Below are 17770 nucleotides of genomic sequence, written 5' to 3' on the forward strand. Positions count from 1 at the left end.
GCCGGCGCGCTTGACCCTCGCGATGGAGCGGGCCAGCGGGTTCATGATCACGTAGCCGGAGTCGCAGAAGACCGGAATGGACACCAGGGCGCCGACGGTGCCCATGGCCCAGGGCTCCCGGCCCTTGCCGAACAGCCGCAGGAAGGCCAGGGCCAGCGCGTTGGCGGCGCCGGAAACTTCGAGGATCTTGCCGATGGCCACACCCAGGCCGATCACGATGCCGATCGAGGCGAGGGTGTTGCCGAAGCCGGTGGTGATGGCCTTGACGATGTCGAGGGGGCTTTGGCCGGCCACGAGGCCGGTCACAAGGGCAGCGATGAGCAGCGCGACGAAGGCGTCGAGCCGGGTGCGAAGTACGAGCACGACGATGGTCGCGATGCCCAGTACCAGCGCAAGTAGCAGTTGTATATCCACGTTGATGTACTCCTTGGGGACAAGAGCCCGGGCGCGCTGCCCGGCCCTCCTCGAAAGACGCATTACCGGTTGGAATTGACTCCGTTGAGTGACGGGTGCCACACTATCCGGACATAAGACATCTGACAAGCCAATGGAGGAGGGATGCCGGTGAGCCGCCAGACACTCGCAGACTCAGTGTTCGCCGATCTCCTGGAACGCGTCCTCTCCGGTGACCTCCCGCCACAGTCATCGCTGCCGGCGGAGGCGGAGATCGCCAAGGCCGCCGACGTCAGCAGGCTGACGGTCCGCGAGGCGCTGAAGACGCTGCAGGCCCAGAACATCGTGACGGTGCGGCGCGGCCTGGGGACCTACGTCAATCCGCCCGAGGAATGGACGGGGCTGGAGGCCATCCTCCGGGCAGCCGCCCGCGGCACCGGGATTGACGAGGCAGCGCTGAAGCTGCTCGAGGTCCGCCGCATCATGGAAACCGGGGCCGCCGAGCTCGCAGCCCGGCACGCCACTGCCGAGCATTTTGCCGCCATGGAGAAGGCAATTGCAAACCTGGAAACGGCGCACGAGGCCGGCGACCTGGACGCCGTGACCCTGGCGGACCTTGCCTTCCACAACGTGGTGTTCAGGGCTTCGGCGAACCCGTTCCTCCCTGCGCTGCTGGGGCAGCTGGGCCACCTGCTCTACACCACGCGCCGGGAAACCTCTGCGTTTCCCGAGGTCCAGCGCCATGCCCTGGAGCACCACCGGCTGGTCCTGGCGGCGATTGCCACGGGAGAGCCGGAAACAGCCCGCAAGGCCATGGACGAGCACATCAACCAGACCTATGACGACTACGCGCGCTTCATCAAGGCCAAGGAATCCAACACAGGAGTTGAACCAGCATGACCCACACCACCACTTTTCCCGCTGCACGCACGGCCGTCCTGACCGGCGCCGCCTCGGAGCGCGGCATTGGCCGCGCGACTGCAGACAGGCTGGCCGGCGAGGGCTGGAACATCGCCATCCTGGACATCGACGGCGAGGCAGCGGCCCTGGCTGCCAAGGAGATCGGGGAAAAGCACGGCGTGCAGGCGCTGGGACTGCAGACCGATGTGTCGGACGAGGCGTCCATCGATGCTGCCATCAGCCGCGTCGAGGCGGAGCTGCCTCCCATCGTGGCGCTGGCCAACATCGCCGGCATCAGCTCTCCGCGGCCCTTCATGGAGGAAACCAAGGAAGGCTGGGAGCGGGTCTTCGCGATCAACATGACCGGGACCTTCCTGGTGACCCAGCGCGTGCTTGGCGGAATGATTGACCGGAAACTTGGCCGGGTGGTGAGCATCTCGTCCATCTCCGCCCAGCGCGGCGGCGGCACCTACTCAAAGGTCGCGTACAGCTCCGCCAAGGCCGGCATCATCGGCTTCACCCGCGCCCTGGCCCGCGAGATGGGCGAGCACGGGATCACCGTCAACTGCATCGCCCCGGGGCCCGTGGACACGGACATAATGGGCGGCACCCTGACCGATGAGCGGAAGAAGGAGATGTCCAGGGACATCCTGGTGGGCCGCGTGGGAACCGTAGATGACATGGCGGCTTTGATGGCCTTCCTCATGGGCGAGGACGCCGGCTTCATCACCGCGGCCACCTATGACATCAACGGCGGCCTGCAGGTTTCCTAGAGCGGTTCCAGGCGGGGACCTTCGCAACCTGTCCGGAAAAGTACGACGGCGGCGCGGCCGGCACATCAGCCGGCCGCCCCGCCGCGGTTGTTGAGCCAGCCGTGGCTGGCTCTACGGTTCGGGTCGCGTCTGCGGCTCTCCCGTGGCGTGCGGCCTCCTTCTGACCATGATTCTCGCGACAACAGCACCTATCAGGCCAGCGAGCGTCACCAGGTGCACCTCGTCGTAGGAAAGACCGTCGATATTAGGCTGCAACTCCTCCGCGGTGGCCCACCCAAACCAGACTTCACTGACCAGGATCCCCGCGGCGAAGTAGAGGGCTGCCGAGACGAGCCATAACCACTTCATGACGCGGTGTCCGACGATCAGGTGGGCGATCAGTCCGAACGCCACCGACATGACGGCCAGCAGTCCCACGCCGGCAAGCCCCAGATCCCAACGCACCACGGCGACCTCCTTGCACCCGGGACGCAAATTATTTGAGGCTGAGCACCTCGTCGATGGGACGGCCGTTGACGAGCACCCGGGCGCTTGTGGCCCCGGCTGCGGTCATGGCCGTGTACTCGAGCTGGGCCTTGACGCGCGGAACGTCGCACACGCCTCCCAGCATGAACTGCCCTTCGAGGTGGATGGTGATAGTGCTCCCGTCCAGCTGGCCTCCCGTGTAGGTGAGATTCGACTGGTACAGGGCATTCACCAGGCCGGACAGCCCCACATCGCGGTTCTTGTTCGCGAGCAGGGCCCCGATGCTGGGGCCCACCTGGTCCGTAAAACGGACCGGGGCCGTGGTGGTCGCCACCAGGCTGTCGCCGCAGCCGATCAGCGGCCCGGAAATCCCGCCGTCGTCAATGGCGATGTAGTAAATGGTCAGCGGGGCGACCTGCTCCGGAAGCCCCGGAGACGCCGGTTCCGCCGTTGTCGTTGGACTGACGGGCATTGACGAGGGCGGCACGGACGTTGTGGGCCCCATGGTCACACCCGGGGTGGCCGGCGGCGCCGGACTCGCCGTGGATGTGGGGGCAGCGGAGCTGCCGGTTGGCGTCGGGACAGTGCCCGGGGCGGCGGAAGTGCTGGGGGGCGCCGGCGCCGGCGGGCCGAAACAGGCGGAGAGCGCGAACACCGCGCTTAACATTAGAGCGCCGAATACAGAGTGCTTGATCCGGCCCATGATGCCCCCTCTTGATCCGGGCCGCAGGTGGTGGCCCCGCCTTCAAGATACGTCCGGGCAGCCCGCCGTAGAAGGGCCTTAAGTCCGGCCCGGAGCCGGTAGGTGGCGGCAGGTGCTGCTTTTACCTTGGAGGGGCACACAGGTGCCCCTCCCCGGACAAGGTGGTAAGGCGGGGTGTGGCCCACCCCCGAACGGATTCCCCGCGTTCCATGGGCCACACCCCGCCGGCTATAGGGGCCGTTCCGTGCCGTTGACCTGTTTGTACAACGGGTTCCGTGCCCGCTGGCGCAGTTCCTGGTCGATCTGTTCCAGAAGCTTCTCAGTGGCCTCCAGCCTGGCTATATCCAAGGACCTCTGAAGGGTCTCCCGCAGCTTCATGAGGTCGTCGGTAGGTGTGAATGGCCATCTGCCGAGCGTCAGCCTCGGCTGGCTCCCAATCCCCGAAATCGCGCGTCCGCTCATTGCTGGTACCTCAGCGGGGAAAGGATCGTTTCGGGGTGCAGGCGGGCGCGTCGCTGGAAAGCTCGGCGGTGGTGGTGGGGGTCATGGACGGCTCCTTTGACGGAAGAATGGCCGTTGCCTGACCCTCTCCCATACTAAGCATGGCCAAATTCGGAAGGGAAGACCCTTCTGACACATCGCGGGTACGCGAACCCCCTCGCTGGGGACCCCGCACGTTGGGCAGCCCGCACGGTGGTTGGCCGTAGCCGGTGAGCCGCCGCCCGCCGTCGTTGTGCGGTGTTGTTAGGTGGCGGTATTCCCTGATGATGTGGGTGACGCAGGCTTGGCGAGCTGGGCTGCGATGTCGTCGGCCCAGGCGTCGATGGCGGCCCAGTCCCGGAAGTCTCCGAAGCGGCCGCCGGCGAGCCGGAACAGGAAGCGCAGCGCTGGCGACATCTGGTCCGCGTTGTAGACACCGGAGAACATCCTGTGGCCGCGAAGAGATACGTCCTGGGGCAGTGCTCCTGCCAGGCGCGCTTGCTGCAGTCCCGCGCCCCGTTTGCGGAACGGCTTCGGCAGTGCATCAGCCATCCCCACGTTGAAGGCCCAGACGGGCCGTTTGGCCAGCTCAGGGGCATGGCGGGCGAAGAACTGACCGGCCGCGGGCAGCCACGACTGGTTGTGCACGGCGCTGCCCACCACAACAGCGTCGTAAGCGGAGACCGACTCGACCTCCTCCACGGAACGGCACTCGACGCCGTCCAATCCAGCTGCCAAACGGTCCGCTATGTGGTGGGCGATGTCCCGGGTTGATCCCAGCGCACTGGCATAGGCAACTAAAACAGTCATGGCTGAACCTCCGAATCGTGCCGCCTCCAGTCTGATGGAGACGGCTGCGGCCGGGATGTGCCGTTGGTCCCGAGACTGGGGCCGTATCCTAGGCGGGCTACTCCTCGTTCGCGGCCGCTTCAACCCAGTCGATGGCGTCGTCCGGGAAGTAGTGCCCCGGGGTTTCGCCCTGGCCGGACCACCACGGATCGTCGGTGGCCGGTCCGCCCGCGCCGGCAATTTCTGCTGCGACTGCCGCCGGCACCTCATCCCCGTTGTTGTTGATCAGCCACGTCCGCGTCGCTGGTTGCAGTTTCGTCCACCACTGGTCGATGCTCATGGCCGAAGTGTCCCACGCTGGCAGGAGTACGTCACGCACCCTTGACTGACCGCAGCAGTGCCCCTGGAAAACTCCCCTACTCCGCGATATCTTCCGCCCACAGCTCCGGGTTGTCTGCCTGGAAGCTGCGCATCATGTCCACGCAGCGCTGGTCATCCAGCACCACCACCTCAACTCCGCGCGACCGGAGGAGCTCCAGCTCGCCGTCGAACGTGCGTGCCTCCCCCACCACCACACGGGGGATCTTGAACTGGATAATGGTTCCGGCGCACATGGCGCACGGTGCCAGGGTGGTGTACAGCGTGGTGTCCCGGTAGGTCTTTTGCCGGCCGGCTGCGCGGAGCGCGGACATTTCCCCATGCGCGATCGGATCGGCGCTTTGGACCCGTTCGTTGTGCCCGCTGGCGGCCACCTCGCCGTCCCGGGCGAGCGCGGCCCCGATGGGAATGCCGCCACCGGCCAGGCTCTTTTGGGCGGCCCGGTAGGCGGCCTCGAATGCGGGGTGGTCGGTACTGTCCAGCTGCGCGGTGGAGGAATGCTGCTCGTGGGTCATGGCGTCATTGTTGCATGCCCGCTCCGGGCTCCTCTTAGAAAATCCCGCTGTTTGGACCGCCGGTCCGCCGCCGTGACCTCCCGCTGGCGGGCCCTGCCCCGGTATAATTGCCCCGGGGCATGGCTTGGTTAGAAGGCGTGAACAATGGCTGGTTCGCTCCCGACCGCCTCGGGTCGGATCTTCATCAGTTACCGGCGGGAAGAGACCGCTTACCCGGCCGGCTGGCTATACGACCGGCTGGCGGACCGCTACGGCGGCGGCCAGGTTTTCAAGGACGTCGATTCAATCCAGCTGGGCGATGACTTCGTCGAGGCGATCACCAGGGCAGTGGGTTCCTGCGACGTGGTACTGGTGCTGATCGGCGACAAGTGGGTCACCATCGCCGATGAGCACGGCAAACGCCGCCTCGACGACGCTGACGATTTTGTGCGCCTGGAAATCCAGGCCGCATTGACGCGCAACGTCCGCGTCATCCCGATCCTGGTGGACGGGGCCAGGATGCCGCGTGCCGATGAACTGCCCGAGAGCCTGGCAAAGCTGGTCCGCCGGCAGGCCCTGGAATTCAGCCCCGCCCGCTTCGAGTTCGACACCAGCCGGCTGTTCAAGGTGCTGGACGGGACCCTTGCGGAGATGCGGAAAACGCAGGAGGACGACGACGGCGTGCCGGCCCCGGCGGTTGCCGCCGAGCCGGGTGCCACCACAGGAGGGGACCCGAAGCCGCTGCCGCGGCAGCGCGGGCACTTCGCCCCGCGGACGCTGATCCTGGGAGGGGCGGCCGCCGTCGCCGTCGTGATCCTGCTGGCCGTGCTGCTCCTCGCCAACCTCCAGAACAGATCGTCGCCCAGCGCCAACACTGCCGGCGGGCAGGCGCCCGTCCAGGCCGGCGGCGGGGGCGGCGGTATTGACGTGGACGGGTCCACGGTCACGAGCGAAGACGGGCTCCAGCTGAGCGGACTGCAGGCCACGAGCCGGCGCGATCCGGAGTCTCCCCGGGTCGGGGATACGGTCACGGTGAGCTACGCGTTGACGAACACCACGGACCAGCGCCTGCAGCTGGAGTACACGTTTGTTGGCGTGCGGGATCCAGCGGGTGACAACAAGGATGCCGAGGACATGAATGAAGGAAGGGCCCTGGCACCCGGAGAAACCGTCACCGCGCAGGGCAGGGTGCTGCTCAACGCCGCCGGCGGATGGGCAATGTGGCCCTGCTATGTGCTGTCAGGGGATCGCTTCTGCCCGGATAGGTGGCAGGTGTTCTTTGTCCTGGCCGAGTAGCCAGCTCTAGAGGAAAGGGAAGCCGATGGTGCGCCGCGGGGACGAACCAGGACCGGCACGGCCCATCGCGGCCGTACTCCGGCCCGCCGCCGACGATCCCACGTGGGACCGGCTGGAGGACCAGATCACCTGGTATGACACCAAGAGCAGCGACAACCAGCGCCGCTACAAGTGGCTCAAGCTGCTGGAACTCGCGGTCGCCGCCACCCTGCCGGTGGTGGCCGGCATTGGGAGCCCGGTCCTGGTGACCGGCACCCTGGCCGCCGTCATCGTCGTCCTGGAGGGTGCCCAGCACCTGTACCAGTTCCAGGAACGCTGGATCACCTACCGCTCCACCGCCGAGGCGCTCAAGCACGAGCGCTACCTGTACCTGGCCAAGGCAGGGCCGTATCTCCGCGCGGACCGGCACCAGCAGCTGGCCGAGCGGATCGAGGGCCTGATCTCCCAGGAGCACGCCAAGTGGACCAGCAGCCAGCAACAGGCTCCGGGCCGCCAGGAAGACCGGTAGGGCGGGATGCAGCCCCTTGTGGTCAGGGCTGCGCGGCTCGTTACTCCGGCGCCGGCTGTGACTGCGGTGCGGAACGCGTCCCCGCGTCCGTACTCGGTCCCGACGTTGGAACGAACTCCCAGTCGAAGGACCCGTCGACCTTCAGTGTCAGCCGAAGGAACCCGTGGGTGTCGCTGAACCGCTTCACGATGAAGGGCGGGCTGCTGGTGAAAGGACGGAGTCCGACGCCTCCCGTGGAAACCTGGAACGATGTCATCCCGTCGCTCACGCACTGGTCTGCGTTGTCCACCGGGCATGAGCGTTCATAGTTGTGCTGCGACCCGGACAGGATCAGGCGGACCCGGTGCTTCCACATCACATCGATCCACGGCTTATGGTCCAGGTTGCGCTCATGCGTTTCCGTGCTGGACGTGAAGTACGGCTCGTGGTGCACCACTGCCAGGTGCCTGCCCGCAGCCTTGGCGGCAGCAAGGTCCCGGTCCAGCCACGTTGTCAGCGCCTGGGCCCGCGCCGGGTTGTACCGCCAGTGCGCGGAGGACAGGAACGCGAAGTGCCAGTTCCCAAAATCCTTTGAGTATGGTTGCCCGTTTTCGATGAATCCGCGCTCATGGTTGATCGCAGACTTGGCAGAGGACCCCGGGCACTGGCCATTCATGAAATTGTCGAGGTCTTCATTGCGGCCGGGTTTCCAGTCGTGGTTGGGGGCGGAGACCCAGTACAGCTTGGGCAGTGTGCCGCTCCAGAGCCTCGACCAGTACTTCACGTAGTCGTCGCAGTACGCGGCGTCGTACTGGAAGTCCCCGATCCCCAGGAACGCGTCAACCTCGTGGTTTTGCACGAGCCGCGTGATCGCCGCAGCGTTCCTGCCGGACGGGCTGTCCGGCGCATAAGTCCTGACGCCGTTCATGTCACCCACCGCGGCAATGCGGACATCACGCAGGGGAAAGGCAGGCTGGCCATGAATCGGTGGCAGGGCTGCCTTGGGGGTCGCGGCCGGGGACGAAACAGCCGGGGACGGCTGGCTCGGCGGGAGCGGAGTGGCGGTGCACGCCGCAACGGAGGCGGCCACAAGGGTTGCAGCGGCTGCGGCCACGCTCCGCAAGGACCTGCGTCGCGGGAGTGCTGGCTGCATTCGGTAACCCTCCATGAAGCCGGCCCGCAGGCCGTCCTGCGAGGGACAACCAGATGCGCCGGCACTTTTGATAATTCCCAGGCATGGACGGGGTGTCAAGGGCACCCCGTCCGCCCGGATACGCCTGCCGGGGTGCGTCGGCTGACGGGGTCTTGTGCTGAGGCCTCTGGATGAGAGGGAGCCTGTCCGGTTGGCCGCTTTGCGGCTGGTTCGAACCATTGTTCGGCTTTGGCGCAAGCGATATTATGCTCCCGGGGAGAGGTCCTGGTTTCGCTTGACCGCCGTTAGGGGCCCCTCCAATGAACGAATTCTTCACAATGCATCCTGGCGAGACCGCACCTCCACTGCCGCCCGGACCCGTCCTCTGCACCGGGACCGCGGGCATGCGGCGCATACACCGCTTTTTCCTGTGGGCATACGACGAGGCCGGGCTTGGTGCGCTCCGTTGAACCTGGCGACACTGCCCGCTCCGCCTACGTGGGGGAAGTCCTCGGGAACTTCGACAAGGTACTCCACATCCACCACGAGGGCGAGGACCTGCTGATGTACCCGCAGCTGGGCCAACGGGCACCTGCGTGCGCGCTGCATGTGGCACAAATGCTGGAGCAGCACCGGCAGGTCACCCAGCGGCTCGAAGGCATCGAGCCCGTCCGCCGGCGCTGGATAGCGACGCCCGATGCAGAGTCCGCTGCGGAACTGGCCGGGCGCTACGAGGACCTGTCGGCAATCCTCAAAGTGCACCTGCGCCGGGAAGTCACGGAGATGATGCCCGTGGCGGACAGGGTGATGACCGAGAAGGAAATGAACGGACTGGGGCAGCACAGCATTGAGCAGTTCGACAAGAAATTCCTGGTCACCTATCTGGGGATGGTGCTGGCCACGAACCCGCCCGCAGACCGGAGGGAACTGTTCAAGGAGATCCCACCGCCGGTCCGCCTGGGCTACCGACTCATCGGGCGCAGGATGTACCGGAAACAGTACTCGATGCTCTTCCCAGGACGCCCGATCCCCGAGACGCTTTAAAGGCCGGCCGGCCATGGTCTTCGTGGTTCCTGCGATCGGGCTGCTGCTGTGGATTGGCGTCCTTTTGGGTGCAATGGTCCTGGTAGGTATTCTCTGGGCGGCGTTCGGCCTGGTTGTAGGGCTCGCGAACCTCGCGCACCTGCTCATCGGAGGAAAAAGCCGGCCGAGCGTTCAGAGGAAAACCGCCGCTGGCCCCAACCGGAACGTACACCGGGCGCCACCCCCACGGCAGGCACCGCGGGTCGCAGGCCCCGGGGAGTCCGGCGGCAGGGCCGCGGCTGAGATATGGCCCAAATGGAACTCGTCGCACCGGCTGTATGTGGAGGGCGAGAAGTCGCACTGGCAGGAGCAGTTCGACGCCCTGGACTACCGCGGATAAGTCCGTCCGGGAGATCGCGAGTATACGATCCCCTTAGACCCGGGACGGCAGCCTCACGGTCTGCGGAGGTCTTCCGCGGGATGGCGGCCGATGTACTTGCCTTTGTGATGCTCCCAGGCGCCATCGCCGTCGTCCTCATCATTGCGGCGGCCGTGATCAACGCACGGGACGTTCGACGGCGGGATCCAGTGCGCGGGCCGGCGGCGTGTGCGAGATGGAGACGGGTTTTGGCCGCCGGTGCTCCCGCGCGGCCGAGCATGGCGACCATTTCTATCCCTGGTCGAAGGGCGGGTCCACCAGCCTGCGAAATTTTGTGGCCGCCTGCAGCCGGTGCAACCGCGCCAAAGGCGCACGAATCCCGTCTCCGGAACAACAAATGCGGCTGGAACGGCGACGGCGGACCTACGTTCCGCTGGACGCTGCCGTGGCCGTCGGCGAGAGGCAGCCGCTTCCGTAGGCCCGCAACGAATGTCATCCCACCCGCAGTGCGAGAGCGTTGCTGGAAAACCTGCGGTAAGTGAGAGAGGGTGCCCAAAAACCTGTATTAAGTGAGAGAGCGTCGCAGGGGGTTGAGGATGTTGGGGTTGGGGGGTGAGGTTGGGTTGCGGGCGTCGGGATCCTTAGAGGGAGGCTCCCCCGCAGATGACGTAGTTTTGGCCGGTGATGGACTTGCCGTGCGGGCCCAGCAGGAACGCGGCCAGGGCAGCCACGTCCTCCGGGTCCACCAGGGCTCCCAGCGCGGGCATCTTCACCGGGGTGGCAGCGCGGCCGGGGTCGTTCAGCATCGGAGTGTCGGTGGGGCCCGGGGACAACACATTCACCGTGATACCCCGCGGCGCGAGCTCCTGCGCCCACGTCCGCCCCAGGCCCATCAGGGCAGCCTTCGTGGCGGCGTAGTGACTCTTGCCCGGCATGCCCGTGGAGGTGCGGCTGCCCAGCAGGACGATCCGGCCGCCGTCGGGCATGGACGGCACCAGGGCGTTGGCCAGCACGGATGCCGCCGCCACGTGGACCGTGAACATCCCGGCCAGGGCGGACGGATCAAGGGAACCCAGGTGGGCCGTCCGCTGGAACCCGGCGGCGTGCACCAGGGCATCCGCCGGTTCCAGCGAAGAGACCACGGGCTCCAGGGACTCGGGCTCCGACAGATCAGCCTGCACCCACTGGAAGCCCTCCCCCAGGGACGACTCGCTGCGGCTCAGGCCGGTCACCCTCCACCCGTCGGCCAGCAGCCGCTGGGCTATGGCCTTGCCGATCCCCGAGCTGGTCCCGGTGACCACCGCGTGCCTGGTCATGCGTCCCCGCCCGGCGTGGTGGTGCCGTCATACGCCCACTGCGGGTCCACGCGGACGAACTTGATGGCTTGCCGGAAGTACGTGTACGCGATGTTCAGCGCACCGTCCGGGCCCTGGTGGATGGACGGGTAGGAGTACTCACGGTTGAGCCCGTCGCGGGAGTTGTTGGACAGGCAGTACCCGTCCCCCACGTCCAGGTTCCGGCGGATGGGCCACGTACGGCCCGAATCCTCGGAGATGGCCAGCGTCATCGGTGAGCGCGGCGTGCCCCAGAAGGCGCGCTTGACGCCGTCGTCCTCGGAGAAAGCTGCAGCGTCCGGTTCGGCGACCTGCCCCTGCTCGTCCGCCAGGCCGTCGTCGTCAATCTCGTCGTAGAGGGACAGGCGCCGCTCGGTGCCCTCCCCCGCCCGGCTGTGGTTGTACACCAGGGCCAGGCGGCCGTCGGCGAGCGCGGTGAACTGGATGGAGGAGTTGTTGTTGGGCAGCTCGGTGGGGACCGGCTCGCTCCAGGTGGAGCCATCGTCGGTGGAGCGGGATTCGTAGATGGAGTCGGCCCAGCGGCTGCGGAACAGGGCCAGCAGCGAGCCGTCCGCCACGGGCTGGATGTTCATATGGACGCAACCCAGGCTCCCCGGCAGGACATGCTCGGTCCAGGTGGCGCCGGCGTCGTCGGAAATCATCACGGCGCTGTCGTCGCTGTTGCCCACCCATTTCTCCCCCGGCGTGGTGATGCAGCGGAAGATCGGCACGATCAGGCGGCCGGACGGCAGCACCACCGGGAGCTGGCGGACGAACACGCCGCCGGTTTCGTTCGCGGGGAACAGCGTTTCCACCTCACCCCAGGTGCGGCCGCTGTCCGTGGAAATACGACGGCGGACCTCGGCGGTGTCCTGGTTGCCCGCCTTCTGCGCGGTGTACAGCAGCCAGAGGGACTTGTCCGGCGCGGTGAACAGGATGGGGTTCTGCTCGGAGCGGGTGGAGTCATTGGACAGCTGTTCCGGCGAAGACCACTGGCTGCTGCCGGACTCCAGCGCGGAGAACCAGATGGAGATGTCCGGCACGCCCTCCTGGGTGCCGCCGAACCAGACGCATCCCAGCCGGCCGTCCGGCAGGGTGAGCAGGTTGGCGGCGTGGCTCTGCACGGTGGGGGCGGGCAGGTAGGCGAAGTCGGCGCCGTCGGCCCGCTTCACGGCCCCGTCCGGGGTGATGGTGCTGTAGCTGTCCGTGGTGGTGTTTGTCATGGTTCAGTCCTTTGTGGTTCCGGCAGCGGCGCGGGCGGCGTCGAGGTGGGACTTGGCGATCTGTTCCAGGTGCGTCAGGTCCGAGGCAATGGTGGCGAAGGTGTAGCCCTGCGCCAGCCGCTGGTTGGCCACGGTGCCGGCAGGGGTGTGGATGCCGGCGGCGATCCCCGCGGAGGCGGCGGCCTCGGCGATGGTCTCCAGGGCGGCGTTGAATTCGGCGTCGACGGCGGGGTCCCCGGGGAAGGCGCCGCCCACGGCGATGGCCAGGTCCGACGGGCCCACGTAGATGCCGTCCAGGCCCGGGGTGGCGCAGATTTCCTTGACGTTGGCCAGGCCCTCGGGGGTTTCGATCATGGCGAACACCAGGGTGGTGGCGTTGGCGTCAGCCGGCTTGGGCCCGATCCGCAGGGCAGAGCGCATGGGCCCGTAGGAGCGGCCGCCCAGCGGCGGGTACTTGGCGGCCGCCACGGCGGCAGCGGCGTCCTCGGCGTTGTTGATGAGCGGGACGATGACGCCCACGGCGCCGGCGTCGAGCGCCTTGCCGATCGCGGTGAAGTCGTTGGCCTCCACGCGGACCATGCCGACGGCGGTGTGCCCGGCGTCGATGGCCATCAGCCCGTTCAGCACTCCCGAGTAGCCGAGCAGGCCGTGCTGCGCATCCAGGGCCACGTAGTCGTAGCCCAGCCGGCCGATGCGTTCGGTGGCCACGGGCGCGTCCAGCACCGCCCAGTAGCCCACGGCCTGTTCACGGGCGCGGATCTTGCGGGCGAATTCGAGGGCCAGTTCGGAGGTCATCAGAGTCCTTCAGTCAGTTCGGTTCAGGTTCAGGGGCGGCTAGGGAAAGCGTCAGCGGTTGTAGGCGGGCATCGGTCCGCGGAGCGAGGTGCCCACGGCGTCGCAGGCTTCCACGACGTCGGCCGGCAGCGGCCCGTTGGCCACGGCGGCGATGTTGGCACGGAGCTGTTCCACCTTGGACCCGCCCAGGAGCATGGAGCCCACGCCGTCGCGGTAGGCCAGCCAGCGGAGGGACAGCTCTGCGAGGGAAACCCCGGCGCCGCCAGCGATCCGGGACAGCTCCCCGATGGCATCGAACAGCTGCTTGTCCCAGTACCGCTGCGTGTACATGGCGGCCAGCTTGGAGTCGCCGTACCGGCCCTCGGTGGGCTTGGCGTCGAAGCTGTGCTTGCCGGTGAGCAGCCCGCCGCCGAGCGGGTTGTAGACCATAGTGTGCACATTGTGGGTGGACGCAAACTCGAGATATTCCTCCTCGAGCCGGCGGGCCACCAGGTTGTAGAGCTGCTGCGCGACGACGGGCTGCGGCGCCCCCACTTCACGGGCCGTATGGATCACGTCGGCGATTTGCCAGGCGGCGAAGTTGGACACGCCCAGCGCGCCGATCTTCCCCTCGGCAACCAGTTCCGCCACCGTCGACAGCGTCTCAGAGAGAGGCGTGGCCCGGTCCGGCTGGTGCAGGTAGAACAGGTCGATGCTGTCTGTGCCCAGCCGTCGCAGGCTGCCCTCCACGCTGGCGCGCAGACCAGCGGGCGAGAGCGGCGAATGGGAGCCGTGGTCCGCGTGGGGCATGCCGGCCTTGGACGCCAGGATGACGCCGTCGCGCTTTCCCTTCAAAAGCCGTGCGAGCATCTCCTCGGTCACGCCGCCCACGTAGGCGTTGGCGGTGTCGATGGTGGTGATGCCGGCGTCGAGCGCTTCCTCCACCATCCGCCCGGCGGTGGCCTCGTCAGCGGTGTCGCCGAACGTCATGGTCCCCAGGACCAACCGGAAGATGGGGAGTTTCAGGCCGTCCACCTGGGCGCCTTCGGGCTGCTTGCTCATGCGTTGATTCCTCGTGGTTGCGTTCTTCAATGAGTAGAGGTCAGGCCTGGTTGGGCTAGTTCGTTTGGTTCGAGAGGGCCAGGGAGCGGACCAGGTGCCGCGGCTTGAGGCCCGTCATGGTGGAGGGGTCCAGGGCCGCGCGGCGGAGCTTGCGGGTGTAGTCCTCCTTGGGGGCGGTCAGGACGGACACGGTGGAGCCGTGCTCAACCAGCCTGCCCTTCTGCATCACCATGACGCTATCGCTGATCTCCTGCACCACGCCAAGGTTGTGCGAGATGAACACGTAGGTAATGCCGGTTTCGTCCTGGATGGACTTCAGCAGCCGCAGCACCTGCGCCTGCACGGACACGTCCAAAGCGCTGGTGGCCTCATCGCAGACCAGAAGTTCGGGCTTGGACGCGAGCGCCCGGGCGATCCCGATGCGCTGACGCTGGCCGCCGGAGAACTCGGACGGGTGCTTGTCCAGGGACCGGACGGGCAGGCCCACCTGGTCGATCAGCGTCGCGGCAGCCTTGTGCCGCTCCGCCTTGGAGCGGACGCCCTGCAGCTTCAGCGGCTCGGCCACGATCTCCTGCGCGGTCATGTGCGGGTCCAGCGAGCCGTACGGGTCCTGGAACACCATCTGGAACTTGGAGCGCATGGGCCGCAGCTTGGCCTCGCTCATGGACGCGATGTCCGTGCCGTCCAGCTCGATCCGCCCGCTGGTGGGGGTCACCAGCCGCATCAGCGCCTTGGCGATGGTGGACTTGCCGCAGCCGGATTCACCCACCACGGCGATGGTCCTGCCTTTGTCCACGGAGAAGGAGACGTCGTCCACAGCGCGGAAGGTGCCGCCCGGCACGTGGTAGTCCACCACGAGGTTTTCGACGGCGAGGAACGGCTTCGTCATGGCTTTGCTCCGGTCTGGGTGAGGGCTGGGTCAGGGGTGGCTGAGGATCCGGCGGCGTGCGCAGCGCGGCGTCCGGGGGCGGCGGCGGGGGTCTCGTCCCATGGCCCCAGCACCGGCACGGCGGCCAGCAGGTCACGCGTGTACTGGGTGGCAGGGTGGTCCACGATCTGCTGGACCTCGCCGGACTCCACAAAGGAGCCGTCCTTCATCACGTGGATGCGGTCGGAGATCAGCCGGGCCACGCCGAGGTCGTGGGTGATCATCAGGATGCCGATGCCGCGCTGCTCCTGCAGTTCCAGCAGCAGGTCCAGGATGCCGCCCTGCACGGTGACGTCCAGGGCTGACGTCGGCTCGTCCGCCACCAGCAGCTGCGGCTCGCTGGCCAGGGCGATGGCGATCAGCACGCGCTGCAGCATGCCGCCGGAGAGCTGGTGCGGGTACTTCTTCAGCTGCTTCTCAGGCGTAGGGATGTGGACCTGTTCCAGGAGCCGGACGGCCCGGGCCTGCAGCGCGCCCTTATCCTTGGCGGAGGCGGCGCCGGCAATCCGGATCGCCTCGAACAGCTGGCTGCCGATCGAGTGCACCGGGCTCAGCGCCGTCATGGGGTCCTGCGGGATCAGCGCGAGGGTCTTGCCGCGCACCTTGTCGATGGCCTTGGGATCGGCGGTGATGTCGACGCCGTCAATCAGCACGATGCCGGACAGTACCGCCAGGTCCTCGGGCAGCAGGCGGAGGATGCCCATCGCCGTCGTCGATTTTCCGGAGCCGGACTCGCCGATGATGGTGACCGTCTCGCCCCGGTGGATGCTGAAGCTGACGGAGTCCACGGCGCGGATGATGCCGGCGTCGGTGATCAGTTCCACCTGGAAGTCGCGGACCTCCAGGAGCGGCTGCTCGGTGAACTTCTGGGTCTCAGGTGAGGCAGCCATGTCAGGCACCCTTCTTCTTGCGGCGGGGACGGTCGCGGAGGCCGTCGCCCAGCAGGTTGACGCCCACCACCATGAGCACGATCACCAGGCCGGGCAGGGTGACCATCCACCATGAGGTGGTGATGTAGTCCTGGCCGTCGGAGATAATGCGGCCCCAGGTGGCGAAGGGCCGCTGCGGTCCGGCACCCAGGAAGGACAAAGCGGATTCGAGCAGCACGGCCTGGGCCAGCAGGAGCAGGACCACCAGGGTTGCCTGCTTGATGACGTTGGGGATGATGTGCTGGATGAGGATCTGGATCTTGTGCAGGCCCAGGATCCGGGCTGCGGATACGTACGGCTTTTCGCGTTCCACCAGCACCATGGAGCGGGTGAGGCGGGCGACTTCTGGCCACTGGGCGATGGCGATCACGAAGGTGATCACGGGGATGGAGGGGCCGAACAGGGCCACCACCAGCAGCAGCATCATGAGTAGCGGCAGGGACATCTGGGCTTCGAGGACACGGGAGACGATGGTGTCCACCCAGCCGCCGTAGTAGCCGGCGGCCGCGCCCAGGATGATGCCGATGGCGCCGGACACCAGCACGGCCAGCAGGCCGATGGTCAGCGAGACCTGGCCGCCGTGCAGCACGCGGGACAGGAGGTCGCGGCCCAGCTGGTCGGTGCCGAACAGGTGGCCGTCCGTGAGCGGCGGCAGGCGCCGCGCCCCGAGGTCCTGGAAGTTCGCGTCCGGCAGCGGAAGCACCTGGGCCAGGATGATGGGGATGATCACCAGCAGGGTGCAGATGGTGCCAACAATGAGCTTCCACTTTGCGGCATTACGACGACGGGTGGCGCCTGCCCTGGCGATGTCCGCCTTGGTGACGGCACTGGGGCTGGGCTGCCGGACTGTCTCTCCGGCTCCGCCGGGAGCGGGGGTTGCGGTGTCGAGGCTCATGCTGTTGCCGCCTTTCCAAGACGAACGCGGGGATCAAGGAGCGGGTAGGCGAGGTCGATAAGGAGCTGCACGCCCACCGCCAGCAGCGCGGTGAGGAGGACCGTGGCCTGGATGAGGGGGTAGTCGCGGGTTTCGAGGGCCCGCACAATCAGGGAGCCGACGCCGGGCCAGGCGAACACCACTTCCACCACCACCACGCCGTTGAGCATCGCGGCGAAGCGGGTGCCCAGGGCGGTGAAGACGGGGATGGCGGAGTTGCCCATGGCGTAGCGCCAGGTGAGCGCGGAGCTGCGGACGCCGCGGGAACGGGCCACCGTGAGGAACGGGGCTGCCAGGTTGGTGGTCATTTCCCGCCGGACCATCCGGGAGATCAGGGCGATCTGCAGGATGGCGATGGTGATGGTGGGGAGCACCAGCCCGCCCCAGGTGGCGAAGCCGGAGGCCGGGAAGATGGGGATCAGCACGGCGAAGCCGGTGAGGAGCATGATGCCGGTCCAGAAGTCGGGCATGGACTGCCCGGCGATGGTGAGCACGTTGACGCCGAGTTCCTTGCCGGTGTCCGGGCGGCGGGACATCCACACACCCAGCGGGATGGCGACGACGGCGGTGAGCAGGATCGCGGCGGTGGCGAGGGTCAGGGTGTACGGCATGCGCTCGGCCACCACCTGCATGGCCGGGGCCTGGAAGGAGTAGGACTGGCCCAGGTTGCCGGTGAACAGCTGCTGCAGGAAGATCCAGTACTGTTCCAGCACCGGCTTGTCCAGGCCGAACTGTTCCCGCACGGCGGCGAGCTGTTCGTTGCTGGCCAGCGGGCCGGCGTAGGACACGGCGGGGTCGCCCGGGGCCATGCGGATGAGGATGAACACGGTGGACACCGTGAGGAACACGGTCAGCAGGCCCTGTCCCAGGCGTTTCAGGATGTAGTTCGTCATG

General features: G+C 67.2%; 23 protein-coding genes. 7 read left to right on the top strand and 16 right to left on the bottom strand.

Features of this window, described 5'->3' with window-relative positions; genetic code table 11:
* Positions 1-414, bottom strand: a 414-nt coding sequence (locus HTS88_RS20095; protein WP_174181622.1) for a GntT/GntP/DsdX family permease, incomplete at its 3' end; no start/stop codon positions are given.
* Positions 415-558: 144 nt separating this feature from the next.
* Here HTS88_RS20095 and HTS88_RS20100 point away from each other — a divergent pair.
* Both HTS88_RS20100 and HTS88_RS20105 read left to right on the top strand, forming a co-directional pair.
* Positions 559-1293 (top strand): FadR/GntR family transcriptional regulator, encoded by a 735-nt coding sequence (locus tag HTS88_RS20100; protein WP_217432766.1) that lies wholly within the window; start codon positions 559-561, stop codon positions 1291-1293.
* Entirely contained in the window at positions 1290-2066 is a 777-nt protein-coding gene (locus HTS88_RS20105; protein ID WP_174181626.1) for an SDR family NAD(P)-dependent oxidoreductase, read from the top strand. Before HTS88_RS20100 ends, HTS88_RS20105 begins: the two co-directional genes overlap by 4 nt.
* Before the next feature lie 111 nt (positions 2067-2177).
* Here the strand turns inward: HTS88_RS20105 and HTS88_RS20110 are convergent, their stop codons facing one another.
* The 6 genes from HTS88_RS20110 to HTS88_RS20135 form a co-directional block, all read right to left on the bottom strand.
* The gene (locus tag HTS88_RS20110) at positions 2178-2513 is read right to left on the bottom strand and encodes a hypothetical protein (protein ID WP_174181628.1); all 336 of its coding nucleotides are present in this window, start codon (positions 2511-2513) and stop codon (positions 2178-2180) included.
* A gap of 28 nt (positions 2514-2541) precedes the next feature.
* The gene (locus tag HTS88_RS20115; protein ID WP_246256505.1) at positions 2542-3036 is read right to left on the bottom strand and encodes a hypothetical protein; all 495 of its coding nucleotides are present in this window, start codon (positions 3034-3036) and stop codon (positions 2542-2544) included.
* A gap of 426 nt (positions 3037-3462) precedes the next feature.
* On the bottom strand, positions 3463-3696 hold the full coding sequence (locus HTS88_RS20120; RefSeq protein WP_174181630.1) for a hypothetical protein: 234 nt from the start codon (positions 3694-3696) through the stop codon (positions 3463-3465).
* Between the two features lie 282 nt (positions 3697-3978).
* On the bottom strand, positions 3979-4524 hold the full coding sequence (locus HTS88_RS20125; protein ID WP_174181633.1) for a flavodoxin domain-containing protein: 546 nt from the start codon (positions 4522-4524) through the stop codon (positions 3979-3981).
* A gap of 97 nt (positions 4525-4621) precedes the next feature.
* The gene (locus HTS88_RS20130) at positions 4622-4843 is read right to left on the bottom strand and encodes a hypothetical protein (RefSeq protein WP_174181635.1); all 222 of its coding nucleotides are present in this window, start codon (positions 4841-4843) and stop codon (positions 4622-4624) included.
* Between the two features lie 76 nt (positions 4844-4919).
* On the bottom strand, positions 4920-5396 hold the full coding sequence (locus HTS88_RS20135) for a nucleoside deaminase (protein ID WP_174181637.1): 477 nt from the start codon (positions 5394-5396) through the stop codon (positions 4920-4922).
* A 144-nt stretch (positions 5397-5540) separates the two neighbouring features.
* On the opposite strand from HTS88_RS20135, the gene HTS88_RS20140 reads away from it, so the two are divergent.
* Positions 5541-6671 (top strand): toll/interleukin-1 receptor domain-containing protein, encoded by a 1131-nt coding sequence (locus tag HTS88_RS20140; RefSeq protein WP_174181639.1) that lies wholly within the window; start codon positions 5541-5543, stop codon positions 6669-6671.
* Between the two features lie 25 nt (positions 6672-6696).
* Complete coding sequence (locus tag HTS88_RS20145) at positions 6697-7179, top strand: DUF4231 domain-containing protein (protein ID WP_174181641.1); 483 nt, start codon at positions 6697-6699, stop codon at positions 7177-7179.
* A gap of 40 nt (positions 7180-7219) precedes the next feature.
* On the opposite strand, the gene HTS88_RS20150 is transcribed toward HTS88_RS20145, so the two are convergent.
* A complete protein-coding gene (locus HTS88_RS20150; RefSeq protein WP_174181643.1) occupies positions 7220-8311 on the bottom strand; it encodes a metallophosphoesterase family protein in 1092 nt (363 codons plus the stop codon).
* Positions 8312-8746: 435 nt separating this feature from the next.
* Here HTS88_RS20150 and HTS88_RS20155 point away from each other — a divergent pair, with 435 nt between their 5' ends.
* The 3 genes from HTS88_RS20155 to HTS88_RS22295 all read left to right on the top strand — a co-directional run bounded on the left by HTS88_RS20155 (position 8747) and on the right by HTS88_RS22295 (position 10170).
* On the top strand, positions 8747-9334 hold the full coding sequence (locus tag HTS88_RS20155) for a hemerythrin domain-containing protein (RefSeq protein WP_343045035.1): 588 nt from the start codon (positions 8747-8749) through the stop codon (positions 9332-9334).
* A 13-nt stretch (positions 9335-9347) separates the two neighbouring features.
* Positions 9348-9713 carry a hypothetical protein gene (locus tag HTS88_RS20160; protein WP_174181645.1) on the top strand — a complete coding sequence of 122 codons (366 nt, stop codon included), beginning with the start codon at positions 9348-9350 and terminating at the stop codon, positions 9711-9713.
* 214 nt (positions 9714-9927) lie between these two features.
* Complete coding sequence (locus HTS88_RS22295; protein WP_246256511.1) at positions 9928-10170, top strand: HNH endonuclease; 243 nt, start codon at positions 9928-9930, stop codon at positions 10168-10170.
* A 163-nt stretch (positions 10171-10333) separates the two neighbouring features.
* Here the strand turns inward: HTS88_RS22295 and HTS88_RS20170 are convergent, their stop codons facing one another.
* The 8 genes from HTS88_RS20170 to HTS88_RS20205 are packed head-to-tail and all read right to left on the bottom strand — an operon-like array spanning position 10334 to position 17769.
* Positions 10334-11008, bottom strand: coding sequence for an SDR family NAD(P)-dependent oxidoreductase (locus HTS88_RS20170; protein ID WP_174181647.1), 675 nt, complete (start codon positions 11006-11008; stop codon positions 10334-10336).
* Positions 11005-12249: a sialidase family protein gene (locus HTS88_RS20175; RefSeq protein WP_174181650.1), complete on the bottom strand. Its 1245-nt coding sequence runs from the start codon at positions 12247-12249 to the stop codon at positions 11005-11007. The genes HTS88_RS20170 and HTS88_RS20175 overlap by 4 nt, the downstream gene beginning before the upstream one ends.
* 3 nt (positions 12250-12252) lie before the next feature.
* Positions 12253-13044 (bottom strand): HpcH/HpaI aldolase family protein, encoded by a 792-nt coding sequence (locus HTS88_RS20180; RefSeq protein ID WP_174181652.1) that lies wholly within the window; start codon positions 13042-13044, stop codon positions 12253-12255.
* A 51-nt stretch (positions 13045-13095) separates the two neighbouring features.
* Complete coding sequence (locus HTS88_RS20185) at positions 13096-14085, bottom strand: aldo/keto reductase (RefSeq protein WP_174181654.1); 990 nt, start codon at positions 14083-14085, stop codon at positions 13096-13098.
* A 55-nt stretch (positions 14086-14140) separates the two neighbouring features.
* Positions 14141-14974 (bottom strand): ATP-binding cassette domain-containing protein, encoded by an 834-nt coding sequence (locus HTS88_RS20190; RefSeq protein ID WP_174181656.1) that lies wholly within the window; start codon positions 14972-14974, stop codon positions 14141-14143.
* The gene (locus tag HTS88_RS20195; RefSeq protein ID WP_174181658.1) at positions 14971-15903 is read right to left on the bottom strand and encodes an ABC transporter ATP-binding protein; all 933 of its coding nucleotides are present in this window, start codon (positions 15901-15903) and stop codon (positions 14971-14973) included. The genes HTS88_RS20190 and HTS88_RS20195 overlap by 4 nt, the downstream gene beginning before the upstream one ends.
* 1 nt (position 15904) lies before the next feature.
* Positions 15905-16837, bottom strand: a complete 933-nt coding sequence (locus tag HTS88_RS20200; RefSeq protein ID WP_174181660.1) for an ABC transporter permease — start codon at positions 16835-16837, stop codon at positions 15905-15907.
* A complete protein-coding gene (locus tag HTS88_RS20205; RefSeq protein WP_174181662.1) occupies positions 16834-17769 on the bottom strand; it encodes an ABC transporter permease in 936 nt (311 codons plus the stop codon). The genes HTS88_RS20200 and HTS88_RS20205 overlap by 4 nt, the downstream gene beginning before the upstream one ends.
* Between the last annotated feature and the right edge of the window lies 1 nt (position 17770).

Source organism: Pseudarthrobacter oxydans, assembly GCF_013314975.1.
Lineage (GTDB): Bacteria > Actinomycetota > Actinomycetes > Actinomycetales > Micrococcaceae > Arthrobacter > Arthrobacter oxydans.